This window comes from uncultured Desulfovibrio sp. (genome assembly GCF_902477725.1).
GTDB lineage: Bacteria > Desulfobacterota > Desulfovibrionia > Desulfovibrionales > Desulfovibrionaceae > Desulfovibrio.
Genome location: NZ_CABSIF010000006.1, coordinates 158,555 through 173,671, shown reverse-complemented (window position 1 = coordinate 173,671; position 15,117 = coordinate 158,555). Strand labels below are relative to the sequence as shown.

The 15,117-nt window shown below is 57.2% G+C and carries 15 protein-coding genes and 2 tRNA genes; 11 read left to right on the top strand and 6 right to left on the bottom strand.

Annotation, left to right across the window (positions count from 1 at the left end; all coding sequences use genetic code 11):
• Positions 1 to 77: 77 nt before the first annotated feature.
• From RDK48_RS07285 to RDK48_RS07270, 4 genes are all read left to right on the top strand, one after another.
• Positions 78 to 992: a branched-chain amino acid ABC transporter permease gene (locus RDK48_RS07285; protein ID WP_298998477.1), complete on the top strand. Its 915-nt coding sequence runs from the start codon at positions 78 to 80 to the stop codon at positions 990 to 992.
• A 13-nt stretch (positions 993 to 1,005) separates the two neighbouring features.
• Positions 1,006 to 2,169: a branched-chain amino acid ABC transporter permease gene (locus RDK48_RS07280; protein ID WP_298998475.1), complete on the top strand. Its 1,164-nt coding sequence runs from the start codon at positions 1,006 to 1,008 to the stop codon at positions 2,167 to 2,169.
• Between the two features lie 78 nt (positions 2,170 to 2,247).
• Complete coding sequence (locus tag RDK48_RS07275; RefSeq protein ID WP_022657562.1) at positions 2,248 to 3,018, top strand: ABC transporter ATP-binding protein; 771 nt, start codon at positions 2,248 to 2,250, stop codon at positions 3,016 to 3,018.
• Entirely contained in the window at positions 3,018 to 3,740 is a 723-nt protein-coding gene (locus RDK48_RS07270) for an ABC transporter ATP-binding protein (protein WP_209819340.1), read from the top strand. The genes RDK48_RS07275 and RDK48_RS07270 overlap by 1 nt, the downstream gene beginning before the upstream one ends.
• A gap of 83 nt (positions 3,741 to 3,823) precedes the next feature.
• Here RDK48_RS07270 and RDK48_RS07265 read toward each other — a convergent pair whose 3' ends face one another.
• Positions 3,824 to 4,486, bottom strand: a complete 663-nt coding sequence (locus tag RDK48_RS07265) for a flavodoxin family protein (RefSeq protein WP_022657560.1) — start codon at positions 4,484 to 4,486, stop codon at positions 3,824 to 3,826.
• Positions 4,487 to 4,605: 119 nt separating this feature from the next.
• Between RDK48_RS07265 and RDK48_RS07260 the strand changes: the two genes are divergently transcribed.
• Positions 4,606 to 5,067 carry a helix-turn-helix domain-containing protein gene (locus RDK48_RS07260; protein WP_298998469.1) on the top strand — a complete coding sequence of 154 codons (462 nt, stop codon included), beginning with the start codon at positions 4,606 to 4,608 and terminating at the stop codon, positions 5,065 to 5,067.
• Here RDK48_RS07260 and RDK48_RS07255 read toward each other — a convergent pair.
• Positions 4,995 to 5,987 (bottom strand): DMT family transporter, encoded by a 993-nt coding sequence (locus RDK48_RS07255; RefSeq protein WP_298998467.1) that lies wholly within the window; start codon positions 5,985 to 5,987, stop codon positions 4,995 to 4,997. The two genes, RDK48_RS07260 and RDK48_RS07255, sit on opposite strands and share 73 nt — an antisense overlap.
• 139 nt (positions 5,988 to 6,126) lie before the next feature.
• On the opposite strand from RDK48_RS07255, the gene RDK48_RS07250 reads away from it, so the two are divergent.
• The 3 genes from RDK48_RS07250 to RDK48_RS07240 all read left to right on the top strand — a co-directional run bounded on the left by RDK48_RS07250 (position 6,127) and on the right by RDK48_RS07240 (position 8,562).
• Complete coding sequence (locus RDK48_RS07250) at positions 6,127 to 7,029, top strand: LysR family transcriptional regulator (protein WP_298998465.1); 903 nt, start codon at positions 6,127 to 6,129, stop codon at positions 7,027 to 7,029.
• A 71-nt stretch (positions 7,030 to 7,100) separates the two neighbouring features.
• Complete coding sequence (locus tag RDK48_RS07245; protein ID WP_298998463.1) at positions 7,101 to 8,036, top strand: TIGR01777 family oxidoreductase; 936 nt, start codon at positions 7,101 to 7,103, stop codon at positions 8,034 to 8,036.
• A gap of 139 nt (positions 8,037 to 8,175) precedes the next feature.
• Entirely contained in the window at positions 8,176 to 8,562 is a 387-nt protein-coding gene (locus tag RDK48_RS07240) for a hypothetical protein (RefSeq protein ID WP_298998461.1), read from the top strand.
• Between the two features lie 153 nt (positions 8,563 to 8,715).
• On the opposite strand, the gene RDK48_RS07235 is transcribed toward RDK48_RS07240, so the two are convergent.
• Together RDK48_RS07235 and RDK48_RS07230 are read right to left on the bottom strand one after the other, a co-directional pair.
• Positions 8,716 to 9,489: an ABC transporter permease gene (locus RDK48_RS07235; RefSeq protein WP_298998460.1), complete on the bottom strand. Its 774-nt coding sequence runs from the start codon at positions 9,487 to 9,489 to the stop codon at positions 8,716 to 8,718.
• Between the two features lie 2 nt (positions 9,490 to 9,491).
• On the bottom strand, positions 9,492 to 10,115 hold the full coding sequence (locus RDK48_RS07230; protein WP_298998458.1) for an ABC transporter ATP-binding protein: 624 nt from the start codon (positions 10,113 to 10,115) through the stop codon (positions 9,492 to 9,494).
• Between the two features lie 11 nt (positions 10,116 to 10,126).
• Between RDK48_RS07230 and RDK48_RS07225 the strand changes: the two genes are divergently transcribed.
• Together RDK48_RS07225 and RDK48_RS07220 are read left to right on the top strand one after the other, a co-directional pair.
• On the top strand, positions 10,127 to 10,372 hold the full coding sequence (locus tag RDK48_RS07225) for a hypothetical protein (RefSeq protein ID WP_298998455.1): 246 nt from the start codon (positions 10,127 to 10,129) through the stop codon (positions 10,370 to 10,372).
• A gap of 21 nt (positions 10,373 to 10,393) precedes the next feature.
• Positions 10,394 to 12,256 carry a DEAD/DEAH box helicase gene (locus RDK48_RS07220; RefSeq protein ID WP_298998453.1) on the top strand — a complete coding sequence of 621 codons (1,863 nt, stop codon included), beginning with the start codon at positions 10,394 to 10,396 and terminating at the stop codon, positions 12,254 to 12,256.
• 254 nt (positions 12,257 to 12,510) lie between these two features.
• Here RDK48_RS07220 and RDK48_RS07215 read toward each other — a convergent pair.
• Positions 12,511 to 12,586, bottom strand: a tRNA-Lys gene (locus RDK48_RS07215).
• Positions 12,587 to 12,678: 92 nt separating this feature from the next.
• Entirely contained in the window at positions 12,679 to 14,412 is a 1,734-nt protein-coding gene (locus tag RDK48_RS07210) for a glutamine--tRNA ligase/YqeY domain fusion protein (protein ID WP_298998451.1), read from the bottom strand.
• A gap of 207 nt (positions 14,413 to 14,619) precedes the next feature.
• Here RDK48_RS07210 and RDK48_RS07205 point away from each other — a divergent pair.
• A tRNA-Ser gene (locus RDK48_RS07205) sits at positions 14,620 to 14,714 on the top strand.
• The last annotated feature ends 403 nt before the right edge of the window (positions 14,715 to 15,117 follow it).

Genomic DNA, 15,117 nt, shown 5'->3' with positions numbered 1-15,117 from the left:
TTCGGGTTTTGACCATGAATTGAAAAACTGCGCCACAGGATTTGCACACTGTAACCGTCAGCATTTTTGGGTAGCCTATGGACTTTCTGCTGCAACAGACCCTCAACGCCTTGCAATGGGGCAGCTTTTACGCCCTCATCGCCTTGGGCTACACCTTGGTTTACGGGGTGCTGCGCCTCATCAACTTCGCCCACGGCGATATTTTTATGGTTGGGGCCTACATTTCATTTTTTGTGGCCACATATCTGGTTTCTTCCGATGGGCTAGCCCTTTCAAAGCCGATGACGCTGTGGCTGACCATTGTGCTGACAATGGGCCTCACAGCCCTTGTGGGCGTTACGCTTGAGCGCATTGCCTATCGGCCCCTGCGCCGCAAGGGCGCGCACAGGCTCTATGTGGTCATAACCGCACTGATGTGCGGCCTTATTCTTGAAAACGGCAACCTTGCACTGCTTGGGGCAACCAAGCGCAAGCTGCCCGAGCTAATTGACAAGGCCGTATATTCCATCGGGCCGCTGGTCATCACCAACCTGAAAGTATGGGTTATTGTGGCTGCGGTGCTGGTGTTTCTGTTCTTGCAGACCATTGTCACGCGCACCAAGGTGGGCATGGCCATGCGTGCGGTTTCCTGGGACCGCTTTGCCCTGCCGCTCATGGGCATACCGCTCGACAGCGTCATTGTGGTCACCTTTGTGCTCGGTTCGGGTATTGCCGGACTTGGCGGCATGCTGTTTGCCATGTGCTACCCCAACCTTGAGCCTTATATGGGCGCCATGATCGGCTGGAAGGCCTTTATCGCGGCGGTTGTAGGCGGCATTGGCGACATACGCGGCGCATTTGTGGGCGGCTTTATGCTGGCATTTGTAGAAATCATGGTGGTGGCCTTTTTGCCGTCCACCTACATGGATCTGTTTTCCTTCACCATCCTGCTGCTCATCCTGTGGGTGCGGCCCACGGGCATTTTCGGCATGCCGCAAACGACCAAAATCTAGCCGGAGTGTCTGAATGCTGCCTCTTTTTGTACAAACGGTTCTTGTAATACTGGGCGTGCTCTGCTTCGGCTATGCCATCAAACGGGCTGTCAAACAGAAGAAGCTAGACTGTCTTCTGTTCCTGATCGGCGGGCTGGTGCTTGTTTTTGCCGAATACTTTTCATGGATTGACGGCTACTGGCTTTCGGTCATCAAGTTCATGGGCCTCAACGTTATTTTTGCCACCAGCCTGAACCTTGTGAACGGCTACATGGGCGAATTTTCCTGTGGTCACGCGGGCTTTATGTGCGTGGGGGCCTATGTGGGCGGGCTTATCTCCATCATTCTGTTCACCAAGAACAAAATGCTGGGCGCTCCCCTGCTGCCGCCAGAACTTGCGCCCCTGCTCTTTCCCCTGGTGCTTGCCGCAGCGGGCGGCGTGGCGGCCCTCTTTGGCCTGCTGGTGGCCCTGCCATCATTCAAAACCCGTGACGACTATCTGGCAATCATCACCATTGCCGCCAACTACATCATCATTTCGCTCATCATCAATATCGACTTTGTGGGCGGCCCGCGCGGCCTTACAGGCATGCGCGGCGTGGTGCGCGCCATGGAGAACGTGGCCGACATCCCCTGGATGATGATCTGGATGCTGCTTGGCGTGATGATCACCACCATGATGCTGTACCGTCTGGTAAACAGCACTCTGGGCAAGGGCATACCTGCGGTATGCCAGAACGAAGTCGCCGCGGAGATCATGAGCGTCAACACCAAGCGGGTGAAGCTCGTGGCCTTTATGGTATCTGCGGGCATTGCCGGGGTGGCGGGCGCGCTTTACGCACACATGTTCAGCTCCATCTACGCCAACAGCTTTGGCATCATGAAGTCCACCGAGGCCATGGTCATGGTGTATCTGGGCGGCATGGGTTCGCTTTCCGGCTCTGTGCTGGCCGCCGTGATGTTTACACTGCTGATCGAGCTTTTGCGCTTTGCCCTGCCTGCCATGAGCGATCTGGCCCACATGCTGCCCTTTGTGCCCAATTCGTTCAATATCAGCCAGGAATGGAAGTGGGTCATCATCCCGCTGATTCTCATTCTGCTCATGCAGTTCAGGCCCGAGGGCCTCTTGGGCAACAGGGAACTGACCGATGTGTTCCCCAAACTGAAACGGCTGGTAAGCTTCGGCAAACGCGACTAAAGCAATTGCCGGCCCCAGGGCGGCGCGTCCTGAAAGCGCCATTGATACAGATACAACCAGAACGAGTGGGGGCTGACCTTGGCACTGCTTGAAATGAAAGAAGTCACGCAACGCTTCGGCGGGCTGATTGCGTTAACGGATTTTTCCATCGCCGTGGAAGACCACAGCCTTGTGGGCCTTATCGGCCCCAACGGCGCTGGCAAAACAACGGTGTTCAATCTGGCCTCCGGCTTTTATCACGCCACCGAGGGGCAGATTGTCTTTAACGGCCATACATACGATACACGCCTTGAACCGCATCAGGTTACGGCCATGGGCATGGCCCGCACCTTTCAGAACATCCGCCTGTGGAACGACATGACGGTGCTCGACAACATCTGCGTGTCGCAATACCATCGGCTGGGATACGGGCTGCTTGACGTGTGGCTCTGCAACGAGCGTTACAGCCGCGAAGAAAAACGCGTACGGCAAAAGGCCTCAAAGATTCTTGAAATCATGGAACTGGCCGATGTGGCCAATGAATTTCCCAAAAACCTGCCCTACGGCCTGCAGCGCCGGGTGGAGCTGGCCCGCGCCCTTTCCACAGACCCCAAGCTGCTGCTGCTTGATGAACCCGCCGCTGGCCTGAACTCCTCGGACGTGGACGGCCTCATCAAGCACATCCGCTGGATCTTTGACGAATTCAAAATCGCCATCTGGATGATTGAGCATCAGATGAAGGTTGTCATGTCGCTGTGTCAGCACATTACCGTGGTGGAATTCGGCAAGACCATTGCCAAGGGCACGCCGCAGGAAATTCAGTCCAACCCCGATGTCATCAAGGCCTACTTGGGCGACGAGAACGTGTGATGCTACTGGAAGTTGAAAATCTCTACGCCGGCTATGGCAAGATTGAAGCCCTTCACGGCATTTCATTTCACGTGAACAAGGGCGAAATAGTCACCCTCATCGGGGCCAACGGCGCTGGCAAATCCACCACGCTCAAGGCCGTCATGCGCCTCACGCCGCCGGAATCGCCCACGGTCATCAGCGGCGACATCCGCTTTAACGGCGAATCCATATTAAAAACAGAGCCGCACCATGTGGTTGCCCGCCTCAAGATGGATCTTGTGCCAGAAGGCCGCCATATTTTCGGCAACCTCACGGTGAATGAAAATCTCAAGCTGGCTACCTGGACGCGCAAGGACAACAACATCCAGCGGGATGTGGACAAGGTTTTTGAGCTTTTTCCGCGCCTTAAAGAACGCATGCACCAGCGCAGCGACACGCTCTCTGGCGGCGAACAGCAAATGCTGGCCGTGGGCCGCGCGCTTATGACCAACTGCTCGGTGCTGCTGCTGGACGAACCCTCCATGGGCCTTTCGCCCCTGCTGATGTACGACATGTTCCGCACCTTCAAACAACTCAACAGCGAAGGTCTGACCGTTGTGGTTGTGGAGCAGAACGCCCGTCTGGCGCTTCAAGTGGCAGATCGCGGCTATGTACTCGACACGGGCAGTATCGTGGCGGAAGGTTCCGCCGCCCATCTGGCCGACACGCCGGAAATCAAGGCAGCCTATCTGGGTGCATAATCCCCTCTGGCGCAACTTTCAGTAATGACAAAGCCCCCGTTGAAAAACGGGGGCTTTGCATTTTGCCGTGGGCAGTCCGAAGGCTATCTGGCAGCTGCAACCATTGCAGCGCCTATGCGGCGGGCCTGCTCCAGATCTTGCGGAAAATGCGCGTCGCGATAAGCGGCTTTTTCCGGCTCGGAGAACCGTTCGCACTTGTACTTGCTATAGTCGTCAAACTGGTAGGTATTGTGCACATGCTGCACTTGCGGTTCGCCAAAAAGACGGCCCACAAAAGTTTCCATCCCCTTGAGGTTCTGGAGGTAACCGTACTGCTCCATTTCTTCGCTGCTTACGTTCATGGCGTAAATAAAGGCCGTGGGCATGCGCTTGGGAGCAAGCGAACTGTAGTCCTTGTCATACACGAAAAAGGGAAACATCAGGCGCTCAAGAAAGCTGCGCATCATGCCCGTGACATTGCCAAAATAAATGGGGCTGCCAAATATAAGCCCGTCCGCCTGCGAGAGCTTTTCCAGCACCGGGGCCAGATCATCCTTGACTGCGCAATGCCCGTAGCTCTTGCCGCCCACCCTTTTGCACGAAAAACAGCTCACGCAACCTTTGTAGTTGAGATCATGCAGGTGGATCATCTCGGTTTCTACGGTTTCGCTACAGGGTGCGGCGGCCGCGCCGTCCAGAGCCGCCTGAAGCAGCTTGGCGGTATTGAACTTCTTTCGAGGGCCACCGTTTATGGCGTAAATTTTCATTATATCCTCCTGTGGGAATTGGTTGATGGCATGAGACTTCTTGACCACCATGTATACCTGCTCTAAAACTATTTTCGCAAGTACGCATTTTTTTCTTCCCTACTTTTAGCGAGCATACCATGACAAAATCTCCTTCACGCGCCGCCAGCGGCCTGTATGATGACAAGACTGAATGCCCCATCCTGCACGTTTTCAGGTGCATTGGCGGCAAGTGGAAGTTGCCCGTTCTGTGGCACCTGGCCGAAAAAGACACCATGCGCTACAACGAACTGAAACGCAGCGTGCGGGGCGTCACCAACATGATGCTGACCAAATGCCTGCGCGAGCTGGAAGATTTTGGCCTTGTACATCGCAGGCAGTACAACGAAATTCCGCCGAAGGTGGAATATTCGCTCACAGAGCGCGGCAAAAAACTGCTCCCGGCGCTAGAGGCGCTGTACGCCTGGGGCCGGGAGCATCTGGACTTTGCCGTAAAATCGAGAAAGGCGGAAACAGAAGATTGCGGCTGTCAGCTCCCCGCCCGCCCGGATAGTTTGGCGGACGGTTCGGCGGCTGTTTCTAAGGGCGGCTCAGCGGCCTGAGCACATCCGGCTCCGCTGCGGCAGTTTTCCACCACAATGCCGGTGATAATCAGCGCACCGCCCAGCAGAGTCGCCAGCGTCATCTGTTCACCCAGCATGGCCGCGCCAAGCAGCACCGCCGCCAAAGGATTGAGCGCAATAAATACGCCAGCGCGCGCAACGCCAATTTTCTGAATGCCGTCATAATACCAGATATAGGCCACGGCGGAGCCAACTATTCCCAGATAGAGCAGGCTGAGCATCTCACCGGTGCTAAAACGCACCACAGCGGCAAAATCCAGCGCGCCAGTGCAGACGGTATAGGCCGCAAGCATGAGGGTTCCGGCATAGATGGAATACGTAACCGTGTGCAACGGCCCAAGCTGCCGCACCACTGATTTGCAAAACACGCTGTAGGCGCTCCAGCTCAGCACGCAGCCGCCTATAAGCGCCTCGCCCAGCCAGCCGCTGCCGCCAGCCCCTGCCCGCTGGGGATCACCGCCGCCGACCACCAGAGCCACACCGCCGAAGCACAGGGCAATGCCAAGCATTTTCAGCGCGCTCACTCGCTCACGATAAAAAAGGTAGGCGATAAGGGCCATGACCGCCGGGTTCAAGGCCACAATCAGCGCCGCGCGCGAAGCGCTGATGTGCTGCAAGCCGCTGAAAAAGAAAAAGCTGTACGAAAATATGCCGCAAAATCCCAGCAGGATCACCACCAGAGCCTGCCCCGCCGTCACCCGGCGAAAACCCTTGCCGGAAACCACAAGAAACAGACTCAGCGCCGCCGAGGCCAGCAAAAACCGCAGGCTGGCCGAGAACATTGGCGCAATGCCAGCCAGGCTTCTGCCCGCAATGAAGGTTCCCCCCCAGGCCACGGCCACAAGTGCCAACCGCACGTACACGGCAGCGTCCCCCGCGCGTTCTTTTGCAACACTCATTTCAATCCCTGACTTTACTGAAATTCTGCGGCCAAAGGCCTTGCACAGGCCGCACCCATTGCAGCCGCAAGCTGAATTGCATACATTTACGTGCATGTTTATTCATAGAAAAATGAGCAATAACTCATGGTAAATCACAATGACGCTGACCCAGCTTGAAATATTTTCCACCGTGGCCGCGCGCCGGGGCTTCACTGCCGCAGCCCTGCAACTGGGGATTTCGCAATCGGGTGTATCCCACGCCATTGAAGCGCTTGAGCAGGAATTTGGCGTGGCCCTGCTGCGGCGCGGCAAAAATCTGGAGCTTACAGATGTGGGGGCTCGCCTGCTGCGGCAGGCTCAGGCAATGCTTGGGCTGGCGGAATCCATGCGGCAGGAGGCCTCGGACGCGCGCGGTATGAAGCGCGGCACCCTGCGCATCGGTTCCTTTGGCCCCACGGCCTCGCTGCGCCTGCTGCCCCCGGTGCTTGAAAAATACCGCGCGGTTTACCCCGGCATTGAAATCCACGTGGATGAAGGCCCGGACGGCGAGGTGGCCCAATGGCTCACAGACCACCGCGTGGATATTGGTTTTGTGACCCTGCCGGATGACCGGTTTGACACCTTTCCCCTCATGGAAGACCAGCTGGTGGCCTTGCTGCCGCTGGAGCACCCGCTGGCGAAAAAAAACGCCGTCACCCTTGAGGAACTCTGCGCCAGCCCCTTTGCCATGACCAGAGCCGGGTCTGAAGACATTATCGGGGGTCTGTTCCGCGCGTTGCGCCTGCAACCCACTATCCGTTGGCGCTCGTTGCAGCTTGTGAGCACCATTGCCGCTGTGGCACGGGGCGAGGCCGTGAGCATTGTGGCGGAATCCGCCCTGCCGCCAGATAAAACACAGGACTACGTCAAAAAGCCCCTCCGTCCTGCCGCCCGGCGACAGGTAGCCCTGGCGGTGCCGGACGCACGCCGCATGTCGCCCGCAGCGCGGGAGTTCATCCGCATGGCGCAGGAGGTTTTTCCGCAACCTGTCCAGTCCGCCGCAAGGCCGACAAAACGATAAAATTGCCTGTTCCCCGGCAAAAGGTATAGACTGCATCAAACGCACGGCTTCGCACAACAGGGGGGTTCACCATGCATGTTCTCATTCTGGGCGGCACAGGCTTTGTGGGGCGATACATGGCAACGGCGCTCATGCGCCAGGGCCTTACCGTAAGCGTGGTTTCACGCAGGGCGGGCAAGGACGGCAACGGACCGCGGCGCGTGGTCTGGAACGGCTGGGATGGAGCTGCCCTTGCCGGATTGCTGGACGGCATCGACGCCATCATCAATCTCCAGGGCGAAAATATCGGGGGAGGCCGCTGGACGCCGGAGCGCAAGCAGGCCATTGTGAACAGCCGGGTAGAAACCGGGCAAGCCTTGTGCGTTGCCCTGCGCCTGCGCAAGGAACAATCCCAGCAAGCGCCCGCAACGCTCCTGCAGGCCTCGGCCAGTGGATACTATGGCCTGTGGCAAAACAGCGCGCCGCCCTGCGATGAAGGTGCGCCTTCCGGCACGGGATTTCTGGCCGAAACATGCCGCCAGTGGGAGCAGAGCACCGTGCCCGTTGAAGCGTTGGGCATCCGCCGTTGCGTATTGCGCTTTGCCCCGGTGCTGGGCAAAAAGGCGGATGGAACCCCCGGCGGATTTCTGGAGCGCATGCTGCCGCCCTTCCGCATGTTTGTGGGCGGGCCGCTGGGCTCAGGCAAACAGCCCTTCTGCTGGACGCACCTTGAAGACGTAGCCGGAGCCGCATCTATGCTGCTGCAAAGGCCCGACCTTGCGGGCACGTTCAATATCTGCGCGCCGCGCACCCCCAGTATGAACGAATTTACCCACGCCCTTGGCAAGGCCTGCGGCAGACCCTCGTGGCTGCCCGTGCCAGCGTTGGTACTGCGCCTGATGTTGGGGCAGATGGCCGATGAGCTGCTGCTCGCAGGGCAGAATCCTGTTCCGGCGCGCTTGCAGGCTGCTGGCTATGCCTTTCGCCAGCCGGATCTCGAATCGGCCCTGCGGAGTGTGCTCCGCTAACCGAAAACCTCCAGCTTCAAGGCTGGGAGGACGAACCGTGTTGGCACTCTAACTAGACGGATAGCAGTGACAAAGGTTTAAGGCCTTCAATAACTCAATTGTGGAACGAACATATTAACAACAACCATTGGAGTTAATTATGGATTCTATCACAAGCGCTAGCAATAATTCCGTACAGCCTTCTAACATATCAGCAACAACAAATGGAACGAATGTGTCAAAAAAGAACGATTCTTCTGAACAACAGCAGGGAGACACTGTCACAATCTCAGAAGAAGGGAAAAAACTGTCAAAAAGTGTTGATAAAAACAATGAAAATGAGCCGTCTACCGATAGCGATTCAGGGCTTACTGTAAGCAATATGAAAATATCACAGCAGCTACAGGACGCGAAAGATAAACAAAAACAGCTTACAGCAAAGATTGCGGAAGAAAAAGCCCAAGGGAATGATGTAAGTGCGCTGAACGCCCAGTTATCAGACGCCCAACAAAATGTGAAAAAATTTCAGAACAAGGCTGACCAGTAGCTAGTTTTTATGGATACTCTCCGAGCAAATACTTGGGTAACTGCTCCGGATTTTTAAAATCCGGAGCAAGACAATATTTTGTATCAACGGGGAGTGAGGGTGAACAACGTGTTGGCGCGCTGAACCTGAAGCTTTCCCACTGGCAATCTGCGCCTAGAAAGCCACCTGTTTTTGCGCGTTCCAGAGCGTTCTGTAGCCGAAATAGAGCGAGCAAAAACAGCACAGGCACACGCAGGCGCAAATAGCCACCATGATGGTTATCTGGTACAGGATGGCAGTGGTGGGCGCGGTGCCGGAAAGAATCTGGCCTGTCATCATGCCTGGCAGCACCACGATGCCCATGCCCAGCATGGAGTTGAGCGTGGGCACGAGCGCGGTTTCCAGCGCCTGGCACACAAAGGGAAAGAGCACCTTTTCCGGCGTGGCCCCAATGTTCAGCAGCGCCTCCACACGCGCCCGCTGCCCCTCAAGGCCGTTCCAGAACGACTTGAGCCCCAGTGAAACGCCCGTGAGCGCATTACCCATGAGCATGCCGCTGATGGGGATGAGGTATTGCGGATCAAACACGCTCTGCCCCACAATACAGGTCACGAAAAATATGATGATGCCCAGCCCGCAACTGGCAATGGAAACAGACACTATTACCCGAAAGCGCGGGTTGAGCCTTTTGTTGCGGGAAAGCACCAGATAGATGGTAAAAAACACCAGTATGAGCAGATAGCCCATGGTGAGCAGCGGGTGCGGATGCTCGAAAAGAAAGGTCAGCGCGTAGCCTGCGGCAATGAGCTGCAAGGTCATGCGCGCGCTTGCCAGCACCAACAGTTTGGTCTGGCTGATGCGGCATTTTTTCATAACCGCCAGCACTACCAGCAAGAGCACATAGACGAGCAAAAACGAGCCTAACTGAATCTGGGCAACGCCGTTCATGGTTATTCCGCCTCTGCCCGCAGGCTGATGATGTTTTCCGCATGCCGCTCTGTCAGGGCGGGATCATGGCTCACGGCTACCACGGTCATGGCGCGCTCGCGGCAAAAGGCCAGCACCTGCGCCATAAAGCGCTCTGCCGTTTCCTGATCCAGGGCTGAGGTGGGTTCATCCAGCATCAGCACCTTGGGCAGGAATGAAAGACAGATGGCCAGAAACACGCGCTGGCGTTCACCGCCGGAAAGATGCACGCAAGGCGCATCCAGCGGAAAATTGGCGCAACACAGGCGCAAAAATTTCTGTTTGTCTTCCGCCGCAAGGTTGGCGGATTCCCTGGCTTCGCAAAAGGCGTCAAAATTTTCGCCCACCGTGCCCTCAAAAAGAAACACGGATTGCCCTGCCAGCAAAACCTCGCGCCGCAGGGCAATGCTGTCAATGTCGGCCATGTCCTGCCCCTGGTACAGCACAGAGCCTGCCGTAGGGGCCAGAGTTTTGTTGAACAGCCGCAGCAGCGTACTTTTGCCGCAGCCGCTGGGGCCGCTGATAAATGTGGCCTTGCCCTCTTCTATGTCCAGATCTTTGTAGGATATCTGGCCGTAGGCAAGACCGCGTGTCTGTATACAGGACATGGTATCTCCTGATGGCTGACGTGGTGCAGGACTATCCCGGCGTAGGCCATCCTACAGAGGAGCGCGGCAAGGTCAACAGCCTGCAAACGTTTTGTGCCGTGCAGCAGAAATTTTTTACATCTGCGCCAGAATCGTCATCCCTTGCACTGGGCGGCTTCTGGGCGGTTTTTTTCAGTCAGGCCGCCGTCTGCCGCAATCTGGGGCTGATGGGGCATTGTGCATTGGCGTGTATGAGGCTATGGTACGCTACCAAGTAATTTTTTATGTACAGGAACAGCATGTCCCCATCGTTCGAAGATTTTCATTTGTCCCCGGAATTGTTGCAGGCCGTCAAGGATATGGGTTTTGAAGAACCCTCTCCTATTCAGGTGCTTGCCGTACCCTTTCTGCTGACTGGCCGCGACGCGGTAGGTCAGGCCCAGACCGGCACCGGCAAAACAGCGGCCTTTGGCATGCCCATTCTGGAAAAGCTCACCCCCGCAAGAGCGGTGCAGTCGCTGGTGCTTTGCCCCACGCGCGAGCTTGCCATTCAGGTTGCCGAAGAACTCAGCAAACTGGCCGCCCGCATGCGCGGTGTTGCCATTTTGCCCATATACGGCGGTCAGGCCATTGAACGCCAGCTCCGCGCCCTCGAACGCGGCGTGCAGGTGGTGGTCGGCACACCTGGCCGCGTCATGGATCACCTTCAGCGCGGCACCCTCCGCCTGGGCGGCGCAACCACTGTTGTGCTTGATGAAGCTGACGAAATGCTCGATATGGGCTTTCGCGAAGATATAGAAGCCATTTTGGAACGGGTGCCCGCTGAATGCCAGCGCGTGCTTTTTTCGGCCACCATGCCCCCGGCTATTTTGCAGTTGAGCAAGCGCTTTCTGCGTGAGCCGGAAATGCTGGCCATTGCCCAGAAGACTCTGACCGTGCCCGCCATTGAACAGGTCTACTACGAAGTGCGCCCCCATCTGAAGATGGACGCGCTGTGCCGGGTGCTGGACGCACAGGGATTCCGCAAGGCCCTTGTGTTCTGCTCCACCAAGCGCAGCGTGGACGAAGTGACGGCCCACCTGCAGCAGCGCGGCTATCAGAGCGATGGCCTGCACGGCGACCTTGCCCAGTCGCAGCGCGACAGGGTCATGCAGCGTTTTCGCGGTGAAGGGCTGGACATTCTGATCGCCACAGACGTTGCCGCGCGCGGCATTGACGTGGACGATGTGGATGCCGTGGTCAACTACGACATTCCCCATGACGCAGAGCGCTACGTGCACCGCATTGGCCGCACCGGGCGCGCTGGCCGCGTGGGCAAGGCCTTTACCTTTGTGACCCTGCGCGAGCAGCACAAACTGCGCGATATTATCCGGCATACCAAGGCCCGCATCCAGCAGGAACGCCTGCCCTCGTTGCGCGACGTTGCCAACATCCGCACATCGCGGCTGCTGGATGAAGTACGCGCCACGCTGACTGCCGGGGCGCTGGAAAGCTGCATGCAGATGGTGGAAGACTTTTTGTCCGAACAGTTTGCCGATGATGTCATCACCAGCCGCGATGTGGCCGCAGCCCTGCTCAAGCTGCTGATGCAGCGCGATTTTGGCGATGCCACCAACGTGCCCGAAGAAGATCCGCTGTCCGAAGCGCCCCGCCGCTTTGGCCGTGATGGTCGTGATGGTCGCGATGGCCGTGACGGGTTCCGTCAGGGCGACCGCGATGGTGCCCGCCCGCGCCGTAACGATGCGCCCATGACCCGCCTGCACATCAGCGTGGGCCATGCCCACAAGGTTTCGCCCGGCGAAATGGTGGGTGCCATCACCGGTGAATGCGGCATTGCTGGCCGCAGCATCGGTGCCATCAGCATTCAGAAGCATTTCAGCCTTGTTGAAGTGCAGAGCGAGTTTGCCGATGACGTGCTGGCCGTTCTCAACCGGGGCGTATTCATTGCTGGTACGCGCGTGACCGCCAAGCTGGACGCTGGCGGCGGCTCGTTCCAGCGCAAGAGCTTCGGCCCCGGCCCCCGCGCACCGCGTGGCCCCCGGCCAGGATACCCTGCCCGCAATCCGCGTGATGGTGGCGGTAACGGTGGCGGCGGCAAGCGTTTTACACACCCCGACAAATGGGGCAGAAAACCGCGCGGCGCAGAAGACGAAAAGGATTAAGCTTTGTTGCTAGCACAACGGCCCGTTGGCTCTTAGAGTCAACGGGCCGTTTTTATTTCATCTACGTGCCACCCGTCTGATTGCCTGAGAATGGAAACTGCCCCCCCACATCCGCCATCAAGACCACGCAGACCAGCACGGGAGGCTCCTTCCCTCTTATATTGGGTGACGCCTCAATCTCAGATGCGCTTATTCCTTTATATACCCAAAGAAAAAAGGGCTTACGGCGATTAGCCATAAGCCCTTGAAATGTATGGTGGGTCGTGCGGGGATCGAACCTGCGACTCTCTGCTTAAAAGGCAGATACTCTACCTACTGAGTTAACGACCCGTAGAGACGCGGAATATAGCGACAGCCTTAGCAACTGTCAAGCGCGTCTTGCAACAAAATGCCGATCAAACCCATATTTGCTCAAAAATCCGCTATGCGCCCTTCTTTTCCAGCTTGGCCCATGTGTCGCGCAGCGTGGTTGTGCGGTTGAACACGGGCTTGGCATCGGTGCTGTCCTTGTCCTTGCAGTAGTAGCCAAGGCGCTCGAACTGCATCTTGTCTCCTGCCTTGAAAGTAGCCAGGGCCGGTTCCAGCAGCGCCTCCACCTTTGTAAGCGATTCGGGATTAAGGTTATCCAGAAACGTCTTGCCCTCGGGCGCGGCATTGGGGTTTTCCACCGCGAAAAGCTGGTCGTACAGGCGCACTTCTGCGGGGATGGCGTGTGCCGCCGACACCCAATGGATGGTTCCCTTCACCTTGCGGCCATCGGGGCTTTGCCCGCCCTTGCTTTCCGGGTCGTACACGCAGCGCAGTTCAACCACATTGCCCGCATCGTCCAGCACGGCCTCGCGGCAGGTGATAAAGTAGGCGTAGCGCAGGCGCACTTCCGCACCCGGGGCCAGCCGGTGGAACTTCTTGGGCGGCTCAAGGCGGAAGTCGTCCCGCTCAATATACAGCTCACGCGAGAACGGCACCTTGCGGCTGCCATAGGAGGCATCTTCCGGGTGGTAGGGCATGTCAAACTCTTCCACCTGGCCTACGGGATAGTTCTCAATAACCACCTTCACCGGGTCGAGAACGGCCATAACGCGCGGGGTATGCTCATTGAGATATTCGCGCACGCAGAACTCGAGCATGGAGTATTCCACGGTGGAATCGGCGCGGGCCAGACCGATACGGGAGCAGAATTCGCGCAGGGCCTCGGGCGGGATGCCCCGGCGGCGCATACCGCTCAGGGTGGGCATGCGGGGATCATCCCAGCCTGTAACGTGTCCTTCCTTCACAAGCTGAATGAGCTTGCGCTTGGAGAGTACCGTATAGGTGACATTGAGCCGCGCAAATTCGATCTGCTGCGGACGGTATGCACCGAGGGTTTTGAGCACCCAGTCGTACAGTTCGCGGTTATTGATGAATTCCAGCGTGCAGAGCGAGTGGGTAATGCCCTCGATGGAGTCGGACAGGCAATGGGTATAGTCGTACATGGGGTAGATGCACCACTTGTTACCCGTGCGATGGTGTTCCGCATGGCGGATGCGGTACAGCGTGGGATCGCGCATGACCACGTTGGGCGAGGTCATGTCGATCTTGGCGCGCAGCACCTTTTGACCATCGCCAAATTCGCCCGCGCGCATGCGGCGGAACAGATCAAGATTTTCGTCCACGCCCCGGTTGCGCCAGGGGCTTTCGCGCCCGGGCTCGGTCAGCGTGCCGCGATATTCGCGGATTTCTTCCGCCGAGAGGTCGTCCACATAGGCCTTGCCCATCTTGATGAGCTGTTCGGCATAGTCATAGAGCTTCTCGAAGTAGTCGGAAGCGTAAAATTCGCGGTCGTCCCACACGCCGCCAAGCCAGCGCACATCCTCACGGATGGAATCAACGTATTCCGTTTCTTCCTTGGTGGGGTTTGTGTCGTCAAAGCGCAGGTTGCACAGCCCGCCAAACTCTTTGGCAACGCCAAAGTTAAGGCAGATGGACTTGGCATGCCCCAGATGCAGATACCCGTTCGGCTCTGGAGGAAAACGCGTATGTACGCGATTGCCGAATCGGCCCGAAGCGTTGTCTTCAGTTATACGGGTGCGGATGAAATCCAGGCCGACTTTTGCGGCATCGCCAGTGGCGGTGCCTTCAGCAACAGTGGCGGGTGTCGTATCATTTTCGGGGGCCATAATGCGCTCCAATAGTTCCATTTAATGAGAAGTCCATAAAATTACGCCAAGCTGCGCCCCCGGTCAATGTGTGGCTGTGTCAGCCGCACGGTCCGCTTGTGATGCCCTTTTATTCATAGATGGCAGAACATTCTTGACAGGTGCCGCCGTCTAGGCTAGCTTGCTTTTCTGCATTCCGGTTCGCTTAATTGCTGACCTGATGCATGCGGAGAGGTGTCCGAGCCGGCCGAAGGAGCTCGCCTGCTAAGCGAGTATACGGGCTTAAACCTGTATCGAGAGTTCAAATCTCTCCCTCTCCGCCACATACGCAAGTAAAACGGCGAGTTACTGTAAAAGGTAACTCGCCGTTTTTGCGTTCTAGCGGGGGTGAAATTCGGGTCGGCGCGGGGTGGCGTGCATACCGGCGTACATACTTTTGGAAGAACTGTCGGGAATTTTGATCAAGTCAACGGCGGGCATTGCCAACAGATTTTTAAGCTGCCGCGCAGCAACAGCAATGAGCATGCAGCCAGCAAACGTAATCGCGCGGGAGCAAGAAAACTCTATGTTATCCACATCAACTGTTGAACTAGTTTCAGCGCAGCTTCAGACAACGTTCCGCCCCACCTAAACCAAGCTCTGGGGTCATCCGGTCGAAATAAAGGCAACGCCATACAGCTCCGTTGACATCTTTGTTCTTGGCATATAGTGATTTTCGCCAATATA

Coding starts and splice junctions, on each gene's coding strand:
- RDK48_RS07285 (WP_298998477.1), top strand. CDS start 78: ATGGACTTTCTGCTGCAACAGACCCTCAACGCCTTGCAATGGGGCAGC.
- RDK48_RS07280 (WP_298998475.1), top strand. CDS start 1,006: ATGCTGCCTCTTTTTGTACAAACGGTTCTTGTAATACTGGGCGTGCTC.
- RDK48_RS07270 (WP_209819340.1), top strand. CDS start 3,018: ATGCTACTGGAAGTTGAAAATCTCTACGCCGGCTATGGCAAGATTGAA.
- RDK48_RS07265 (WP_022657560.1), bottom strand. CDS start 4,486: ATGAAAATTTACGCCATAAACGGTGGCCCTCGAAAGAAGTTCAATACC.
- RDK48_RS07260 (WP_298998469.1), top strand. CDS start 4,606: ATGACAAAATCTCCTTCACGCGCCGCCAGCGGCCTGTATGATGACAAG.
- RDK48_RS07255 (WP_298998467.1), bottom strand. CDS start 5,987: ATGAGTGTTGCAAAAGAACGCGCGGGGGACGCTGCCGTGTACGTGCGG.
- RDK48_RS07250 (WP_298998465.1), top strand. CDS start 6,127: ATGACGCTGACCCAGCTTGAAATATTTTCCACCGTGGCCGCGCGCCGG.
- RDK48_RS07245 (WP_298998463.1), top strand. CDS start 7,101: ATGCATGTTCTCATTCTGGGCGGCACAGGCTTTGTGGGGCGATACATG.
- RDK48_RS07240 (WP_298998461.1), top strand. CDS start 8,176: ATGGATTCTATCACAAGCGCTAGCAATAATTCCGTACAGCCTTCTAAC.
- RDK48_RS07235 (WP_298998460.1), bottom strand. CDS start 9,489: ATGAACGGCGTTGCCCAGATTCAGTTAGGCTCGTTTTTGCTCGTCTAT.
- RDK48_RS07230 (WP_298998458.1), bottom strand. CDS start 10,115: ATGTCCTGTATACAGACACGCGGTCTTGCCTACGGCCAGATATCCTAC.
- RDK48_RS07225 (WP_298998455.1), top strand. CDS start 10,127: ATGGCTGACGTGGTGCAGGACTATCCCGGCGTAGGCCATCCTACAGAG.
- RDK48_RS07220 (WP_298998453.1), top strand. CDS start 10,394: ATGTCCCCATCGTTCGAAGATTTTCATTTGTCCCCGGAATTGTTGCAG.
- RDK48_RS07210 (WP_298998451.1), bottom strand. CDS start 14,412: ATGGCCCCCGAAAATGATACGACACCCGCCACTGTTGCTGAAGGCACC.